The organism is Nocardioides sp. (assembly GCF_036274455.1).
Lineage (GTDB): Bacteria > Actinomycetota > Actinomycetes > Propionibacteriales > Nocardioidaceae > Nocardioides.
Window position 1 is genome coordinate 1 of record NZ_DASUFR010000071.1, and the last position, 7,514, is coordinate 7,514.

Here is a 7,514-nt window from a genome sequence, read left to right on the forward strand (position 1 = left end):
GCATAGGTGTGCGCGGCCGGGTCCAGCGGCTTGTCGGACCGCCCGAAGCCGACCATGTCCGGCGCCACGCACCGGATCCCGGCCTCGGTGAGCACCCGGATGACATGCCGGTAGAGGAAGGACCACGACGGCTCGCCGTGCAGCAGCAGCGTCACCGGACCGTCGGCCGGGCCGGCGTCGACGTACGCCATCCGGAGGGTGCCCCCCTCGCCGTCCGGCACGTCGACGTAGGACGGGCTCCAGGCGAAGCCCGGAAGGAGCTCGAATCGGTCGTCCGGGGTCCGGTAGGTGTCCACGCCGGTCAGTGTGCTCCCTAGGATGACCGGCGATGACCAAGCCCCGCGTCTTCCTCGGCTCGTCCGGGAAGCAGACGAAGCTCCTCAAGTCGCTCAGCACCGGGCTCGCGTCCGTGGCCGACGTGGAGCCGTGGACCACCGTGTTCAGCCCCGGCGTGAGCACTCTCGACCGGCTGGTCGAGCTCACCCACGAGGTGGACTTCGCGGCGTTCGTGTTCGCCCAGGACGACTGGACCACGCCGACCACCGGCGACCCGGGTGCCGCGGTGCCCGGCATGGCCTCGCCCCGCGACAACGTGGTCTTCGAGGCCGGCCTGTTCGGAGGCGCGCTCGGCATGCGGCGCACGTTCATCCTGCACGCGAACGACGCGAAGCTGCCGACCGACCTGCTCGGGCTGACCGTGGTCCGCTACCCGCCGAGCCTGACCCCCGCCGAGCTCAAGGAGGTCAACCACAAGGTGCGCAGCGCCATCGAGTCCGTGGGCCGGCTGGCGCGGATCGAGGGCGACTGGTGGCAGTACGCCGTGACCGCGCGCTCGGAGCTCGAGCCCTCGGCGATCAGCCTGCTGCGGATCACCCGCGACCGGACCGGTGGCCTGGAGGTCTCCGGCCGGGCGTGGCAGCAGGACGGGACGCTGTCCTCCCGCTACTGGAGCGAGGCGTCGAAGGAGCGCACGGACCCCGCGGGCGTCTTCTACTTCCACCACGGCGAGCGCCCGCGCCACGCGGACGTGCCGCAGTTCCAGGGCACCGGCGAGATCAAGCTCGAGTCGACCGACCGCGCGACCGGCTACTACACCATCCGCGCCGACAACGAGCCGGGGACCTCGGTGCGTACGTCGGGTGTCTACCTGCGCGCCGACCCCGGCGACTGGGCGATCCTCGACTCGGGCACCGGCGACGAGCGTCGTGCGCTCATCGCCGAGCGGCTGCGCGACTGGGACGCGCAGGCCAACAGCTGAGCCCGGCAGGCGAGGCGCTCAGTCGCCCTCGGCGAGCTGGCGGGAGCGGTCGCGGGCCGACTCCATCGCCGCCAGGAACGCCGCTCGGACCTTGTGCACCTCGAGCTCGCGGAGCGCGGAGGCGGTGGTCCCGCCGGGCGAGGTGACCTGCTCGCGCAGCACGGTCGGGTGGGTGCCCGTCTCGCGGAGCATCTTGGCCGAGCCGACGAGGGTCTGGATCACGAGCTCGGTGGCCGTGGCGCGCGGCAGCCCGAGGTGGACGCCCGCCTCGATCATCGACTCGACGACGAAGAAGATGTAGGCCGGCCCCGAGCCGGAGATGGCCGTGACGGCGTCCTGCTGGCGCTCGGGGATGCGGACCACCTTCCCGACCGAGGCCATCAGCTCCTCGGCCTCGGCGAGGTGCGAGTCGTCGCAGTGGGTGCCGGGCGACACCGCGGCCATCCCCTCGTCGACGAGCGCCGGGGTGTTGGGCATGACGCGGACGACGGCCACCCCGTCCGGCACGCGGGACTCGATGAACGCCGTGGTGATGCCGGCCGCCAGCGAGACCACGAGCTGGCCCGGTCGCAGCACCGGACCGATCTCCTCGAGGAGGTCGGCCATGTCCTGGGGCTTGACCACGATCGCGACGGTGTCGGCCTTGGTCGCCGCCTCGACGTTGCCGACGACCGCGACGCCGTACCGCTCCTCGAGCTCGCGGGCCCGCTCCGCACGCTTCTCGCCCACGAGCAGGTGGTCGACGCGGCGGCCGGCGCGGACGAGGCCGGACAGGAGGGTCTCGCCCATGACGCCGGCGCCGAGGATGGCGGTCTGCTTCATCGCACTCACTTCTTCGAGACGAGGGATCGCAGGAAGAATGTCAGGTTCTGCGGGCGCTCGGCGAGGCGGCGCATCAGGTAGCCGTACCACTCCTGGCCGTAGGGGATGTAGACCCGCACCCGCTCCCCGGCCCTCACCAGCCGGCGCTGCTCCTCGGGGCGGATGCCGTAGAGCATCTGGAACTCGTAGGACCCCTGCTCACGGCCGTAGCGGCTGGCCAGTGACGAGGCGATCTCGATCAGCCGCGGGTCGTGGGTGGCGATCATCGGGTAGCCCTGGCCGGCCATCAGCACCTTGAGGCAGCGCACGTAGGACCGGTCGACGTCGAGGTCGCTCTGGAAGGCGACCTCCTCGGGCTCGTTGTAGGCGCCCTTGCAGAGCCGGACCCGCGAGCCCTCGTAGGCGAGCGCCCGACAGTCGGCCTCGGTCCGGTGCAGGTAGGCCTGGAGCACCGCCCCGGTCTCGGGGAAGTCCTTGCGCAGCTCGCGGAGGATGGCGAGCGTCGAGTCGGTGGTGGTGTGGTCCTCCATGTCGAGGGTCACGGTCGTCCCGGCGTTGCGCGCGGCCCGGCAGATGGTGCGGGCGTTCTCGAGCGCGATCTTGTGGCCTCCCCCGTAGCCGGCGTCGTCGGGCAGCGCCTGGCCGATCGCGGACAGCTTCACCGAGACCTCGGCCGACCGGGTCAGCCCACGCGCGGAGAGCTGCTCGAGGACGTCGAGGTAGGCCGCCACGGTCGCGTCGGCCTGCTCGGTGTCGAGGGTGTCCTCGCCGAGGAAGTCGAGGGTGACGCGGATCCCGTCCTCGACCAGCGCCGCGGTCGCGTCGACCACCGCCTCGGTGGTCTCGCCGGGCACGTAGCTGCGGACGATCCCCGCCGAGACCGGCATCGTGCTGACCAGCTGCTTGACCTTCCCGCTGCGGCTGAGCAGGAGCAGCGGCCGGGTGAGAAGGGCCATGGCCAAAGGCTACGTCCCGGCCGCGCTACGGCGTACGCCGCCGCAGCGTCGCCGCACCGAGGGCGAGGCCGCCCAGGGCGAAGGCAGCGATGACGAGCATGTCCCTCCACACAGTCGCGGTGTCTGTCCCGTTGGTGAGGTGGGTCATCGCGTCCACCGCGTAGGAGAGCGGCAGCACGTTGCTGATCGCGTGCAGCACGGTGGGCAGAGCATCGCGCGGCAGGAACAGCCCGCACAGCAGCACCTGGGGGAACACGATCGCAGGCATGAACTGGACCGCCTGGAACTCGGTGCGCGCGAAGGCGCTGACGAACAGCCCGAGCGTCGAGCCGAGCACGGCATCGACCACCGCGACCAGGCCGAGCATCCAGACCGAGCCCTGGATGTCCAGCCCGAGCAGGCCCACCGAGACGGTCACCGCGAGGAGGGCCTGGACGGTGGCGACCAGACCGAAGGCGATCGCGTAGCCGAGGAGGAAGTCGAGCTTGCCCATCGGCATCGCGAGCAGCCGCTCGAGGGTGCCGCCGGACCGCTCGCGCAGCGTGGTGATGCTGGTCACCAGGAACATCGTGACGAACGGGAACAGCGCGAGCACCGCAGGCCCGAACCGGTTGAACGGGTCGCCGATCGTGTCCTTGAACATCCACCACAGCAAGGAGATCAGCACGCACGGGACGACGAGCATCAGCGCGATGGTCCTGGGGTCGCGCCTGAGCTGGGTCAGGACCCGGGCCGCGACGGCGAGGGTGATCCGCGGGGTGTTCATGCCGCCGCCTCGTCGATGAGTGCCAGGAACGCGCTCTCGACGTCCTGGACCCCGGCCTGCTGCTTGATCCTCGCCGGGGTGTCCTGGGCGAGGATCTTCCCGTCGCGCATCAGCAGCAGCTGGTCGCAGCGCTCGGCCTCGTCCATCACGTGGCTGGACACGAAGAGGGCCGCGCCTCCCGCGGCCAGCTCGTGGAACAGCTGCCACAGGTCGCGACGCAGGACCGGGTCCAGCTCGACGGTGGGTTCGTCCAGCACCACCACGGCGGGCGACCCGAGCAGGGCCGCGGCCAGGCTGACCCGTGAGTGCTGGCCGCCGCTGAGCCGGCCGACCAACGCACCGGCGTGCGAGCCGAGGTCGACCGCCTCGATCACTCTCGAGACCTCGGAGTCGGGGCAGCCGAGCACTCGGGCGAAGAAGCGCAGGTTCTCGGTCACGGTGAGGTCGTCGTAGACGCTGTCCTCCTGGGTGCGGTAGCCGATCCGGTTGCGCAGCGCGGCGCTGCCGGCCGGCTCGCCGAGCACCCGGACCTCGCCGCCAGTGATCTGCTGCACGCCCACGATCGAGCGGAGCAGCGTGGACTTGCCGCAGCCGCTCGGGCCGAGCAGCCCGGTCACGCCGGGGCCGATCTCGAGGTCGAGCTCCTGGAGCACCGGCCGGCCGCTGCGGACGACGGTGAGGCCACGCACCTCGATGACACTATTCACCATATGATGAATTATCCTCCTCGGGAGCCAGGTCCGCAACCGGCAGGACCCTTGGCTCAGGCGAGCGGCATCTCGAGGTACCGCTGGAGCGTCGGGGCGTACGCCGCCACGAGCTCGTCGTGCGAGGCCGAGGCCAGCGGCTCGACGCCGACGACGTAGCGCACCAGCACGATCCCCATCAGCTGCGAGGCGACCAGAGACATCCGGCGTTCGGGCTGGTCGACGCCGAGCCGGGTGCCGATCGGACCCAGCACCATCTGCATGAAGCCGTCGCGGACCAGCTGGCGCCCATCCGGCTCGAAGACCCGGCGCACGAGGGCGAGCAGGGGCAGCCGGGTGGCCTCGTCGTCCCAGATGGTGAGGAAGGTACGCAGCAGCCGCTCCCCTGCGCCGTCGATGCCACCATCGGCGACCGGCAGCAGCACCTCGCGCGGGTCCAGCGGCGCCTCGAGCGCGGCGAGGAACAGCTCGTCCTTGGTGCCGAAGTAGTGGTGCACCAGCGCCGAGTCGACACCCGCCGCGGTGGCGATGGCGCGCACCGAGGTGCCGGCGTACCCGTGGCTGGCGAAGAGCGCCCGCGCCTGCGCCAGGATCTCGGCGCGGGTGTCCGGCGACCCGGGGCGTCGTCCGCGTCGCGTCGAGGCCGCCATGCCCAGAAGGCTAGTGCCGGGCGTCACCAGGACGAGGCCGCGCGCGGCGGCGTACTCCCCCGGGAGTACGCCGCCCACGGCCTGGCGCCCAGAAGCCTCCCCGGGGCCGACGACCGCGAGGTGGCGCTCGCCGCACGATCGGGCCATGACCTCTCCATCGACCCTCCCTCGCCCCATCCCCGACCTCGAACCGGCCCCGCCCGCAGGCGGCGGCCGCCTGACCCGGATCGTCAGCAGCGCTCCCCGGCGCAGCCTGCTGGCGGTGTTCTTCTTCGTCCTCGTCGCCGGCTTCTTCGGCGGCCCGCTGGCGGGCTCCCTGGACTCCTCCGGCGGGTTCGCCAGCGACCACGCGGACTCGGTGAAGGCCGTCGACACCATCGAGGCCGCCACCGGGACCGAGCCCGGCGCGGGCATCGTCATCGTCGTCGACACCCCGGACGGACTGCCGGCCGACGCGGGCCGGGTCCAGCAGGTGTCCGACTCCCTCGCCGCCCAGCCCGGCGTCGCCCGGGTCACCTCCGCCGCGTCGCGGGGTGACCCCGATGGCCTCGTCTCCCGGGACGGCACCCAGGCCCTCGTGCTCGGCACGCTCTCGGCGCACGCCGACGACGACGAGGTCGCCCAGGCCGTCCTGGACACCTTCGACGGCCGGGCCGGCGTCACGGTCGGCGGCCCCGCGGTCGCAGGCCTGCAGATCGGCAGCACCGTCACCGAGGACCTCGGCCGGGCCGAGATGCTGGCCTTCCCGGTCCTGATCCTGCTCTCGCTGCTGTTCTTCCGCGGCCGGGCCGCGCTGATCCCGCTGGTCGTCGGCGTCACCACCGTGCTCGGCACGTTCCTGGTGCTGACCGGCGCCAACCATCTCTACGGGCTGAGCATCTTCGCGCTCAACCTGGTCATCGGGCTCGGGCTCGGCCTGGCCATCGACTACACGCTGTTCCTGCTGACCCGCTACCGCGAGGAGCTGGACCGGCAGGGACCGACCGCCGGCGCCATCGCCACCACGATGCGCACGGCCGGCCGCACCGTCGCCTTCTCGGCGACGACGGTCGCGGTGGCCCTGGCCGCGCTCACCGTGTTCCCGCTCGGCTTCATCAAGTCGATGGGCATCGCCGGTGCCACGGTGGCGGTCGTGGCCGCCCTCGCGGCGCTCGTCGTCACGCCCGCGATGTTCGGGCTGTGGGGCGGCCGGCTGGCGCACCGACGGCACCGCACCGCCGACGACCGGGGCCGCTGGTACCGCCTGTCCCACGCGGTGATGCGTCGGCCCGGCGCGGTCGCGGTCGTGACCGGGGTGGTCATGCTCGCCCTGGCCGCACCCGCGGTGCGCGCGCAGTGGACCCCGGTCGACAGCTCGGTCATCCCGACCGACCAGAGCTCGCGGACCGTCGCCGACGCCACCGAGACCGCCTTCGGCGGGACCGGGACCAGCCCGCTGACGATCGCGGTCACCACGAGCCGGCCCGACGACCCCGCGGCGGTCACGGCGTACGCCGACCAGGTCAACGCCCTGCCCGGCGTCGCCGCGCCCGGCACCCCGGTCCAGCTCGACGCGCGCACCTGGCAGCTCGACGTGAGCGCCGCCGGCGACCCCGCCGGGGACACCGCGCAGCGGCTGGTCGAGGAGGCGCGAGCGGTGGACGCCGGCCCCGGGGTGCGGACCCTGGTCGCCGGGCCTGCGGCGGAGTTCGTCGACCAGCAGTCGGCGATCGGCAGCCGCCTGGCCCTCGCCCTCGGCCTCCTGGTCGCGCTGACGCTCGTCGTGCTGTGGCTGATGACCGGCTCGGTCGTGCTCCCCGTCAAGGCGGTCGTGATGAACACCCTCACCGTGGGCGCGTCGCTGGGCGTGCTGACCTTCGTCTACCAGGACGGCCGGTTCAGCGACCTGCTGGGCTACACGCCGAACGGCGGGATCGAGCCCACCGACTTCCTGGTCACGGCCACGCTGATCTTCGCCCTGTCGACCGACTACGGCGTCTTCCTGCTGGGCCGGATCAAGGAGGCCCGGGACAGCGGTCTCGGCGAGCGCGAGTCGGTCGCGGTCGGTGTCCAGCGCACCGGTGCCGTGGTCACGGCGGCGGCGATCCTGCTGGCCGTGGCGATCGGCGCATTCAGCACCAGCTCGATCTCGTTCATCCAGCAGATCGGGGTGGCCACCGCGTTCGGCGTGCTCGTGGACGCCTTCGTGGTCCGATCCCTGCTCGTGCCCGCGCTGATGGGGCTGCTCGGCCGGTACAACTGGTGGGCGCCGATGCCGCTGCGCCGGCTGCACGACCGGATCGCACCGGCCGCGCACTGAGGCCGGACCGAGCATCGCTGTGGCACCCCTGTCGCGCGCCGCCTACCGTTCACCCG

The 7,514-nt window shown here is 72.4% G+C and carries 8 protein-coding genes; 2 read left to right on the forward strand and 6 right to left on the reverse strand.

Going from position 1 to position 7,514, the window contains the following annotated elements:
- Positions 1-296, reverse strand: a 296-nt coding sequence (locus VFV89_RS06710) for an alpha/beta fold hydrolase (protein WP_329705144.1), incomplete at its 3' end; no start/stop codon positions are given.
- 32 nt (positions 297-328) lie between these two features.
- Here VFV89_RS06710 and VFV89_RS06715 point away from each other — a divergent pair.
- Complete coding sequence (locus tag VFV89_RS06715; protein ID WP_329705145.1) at positions 329-1,258, forward strand: TIR domain-containing protein; 930 nt, start codon at positions 329-331, stop codon at positions 1,256-1,258.
- An 18-nt stretch (positions 1,259-1,276) separates the two neighbouring features.
- Here VFV89_RS06715 and proC read toward each other — a convergent pair whose 3' ends face one another.
- From proC to VFV89_RS06740, 5 genes are read right to left on the reverse strand one after another with little or no spacing between them, the layout of a single operon-like run.
- Complete coding sequence (gene proC / locus VFV89_RS06720) at positions 1,277-2,080, reverse strand: pyrroline-5-carboxylate reductase (protein WP_329705146.1); 804 nt, start codon at positions 2,078-2,080, stop codon at positions 1,277-1,279.
- A gap of 5 nt (positions 2,081-2,085) precedes the next feature.
- A complete protein-coding gene (locus VFV89_RS06725; RefSeq protein ID WP_329705147.1) occupies positions 2,086-3,036 on the reverse strand; it encodes a proline dehydrogenase family protein in 951 nt (316 codons plus the stop codon).
- Between the two features lie 25 nt (positions 3,037-3,061).
- Entirely contained in the window at positions 3,062-3,802 is a 741-nt protein-coding gene (locus tag VFV89_RS06730; RefSeq protein WP_329705148.1) for an ABC transporter permease, read from the reverse strand.
- Positions 3,799-4,512, reverse strand: coding sequence for an ABC transporter ATP-binding protein (locus VFV89_RS06735; protein WP_329705149.1), 714 nt, complete (start codon positions 4,510-4,512; stop codon positions 3,799-3,801). The genes VFV89_RS06730 and VFV89_RS06735 overlap by 4 nt, the downstream gene beginning before the upstream one ends.
- A 53-nt stretch (positions 4,513-4,565) precedes the next feature.
- The gene (locus VFV89_RS06740; protein ID WP_329705150.1) at positions 4,566-5,306 is read right to left on the reverse strand and encodes a TetR/AcrR family transcriptional regulator; all 741 of its coding nucleotides are present in this window, start codon (positions 5,304-5,306) and stop codon (positions 4,566-4,568) included.
- Here VFV89_RS06740 and VFV89_RS06745 point away from each other — a divergent pair.
- Positions 5,305-7,458 carry an MMPL family transporter gene (locus VFV89_RS06745; protein WP_329705151.1) on the forward strand — a complete coding sequence of 718 codons (2,154 nt, stop codon included), beginning with the start codon at positions 5,305-5,307 and terminating at the stop codon, positions 7,456-7,458. The two genes, VFV89_RS06740 and VFV89_RS06745, sit on opposite strands and share 2 nt — an antisense overlap.
- Positions 7,459-7,514 lie beyond the last annotated feature (56 nt).

Bases quoted from the DNA above. Each gene is read 5' to 3' on its own strand.
- VFV89_RS06715 (WP_329705145.1), top strand. From the start codon at position 329: ATGACCAAGCCCCGCGTCTTCCTCGGCTCGTCCGGGAAGCAGACGAAG.
- VFV89_RS06740 (WP_329705150.1), bottom strand. From the start codon at position 5,306: ATGGCCCGATCGTGCGGCGAGCGCCACCTCGCGGTCGTCGGCCCCGGG.
- VFV89_RS06725 (WP_329705147.1), bottom strand. From the start codon at position 3,036: ATGGCCCTTCTCACCCGGCCGCTGCTCCTGCTCAGCCGCAGCGGGAAG.
- VFV89_RS06735 (WP_329705149.1), bottom strand. From the start codon at position 4,512: ATGGTGAATAGTGTCATCGAGGTGCGTGGCCTCACCGTCGTCCGCAGC.
- VFV89_RS06745 (WP_329705151.1), top strand. From the start codon at position 5,305: ATGACCTCTCCATCGACCCTCCCTCGCCCCATCCCCGACCTCGAACCG.
- proC (WP_329705146.1), bottom strand. From the start codon at position 2,080: ATGAAGCAGACCGCCATCCTCGGCGCCGGCGTCATGGGCGAGACCCTC.
- VFV89_RS06730 (WP_329705148.1), bottom strand. From the start codon at position 3,802: ATGAACACCCCGCGGATCACCCTCGCCGTCGCGGCCCGGGTCCTGACC.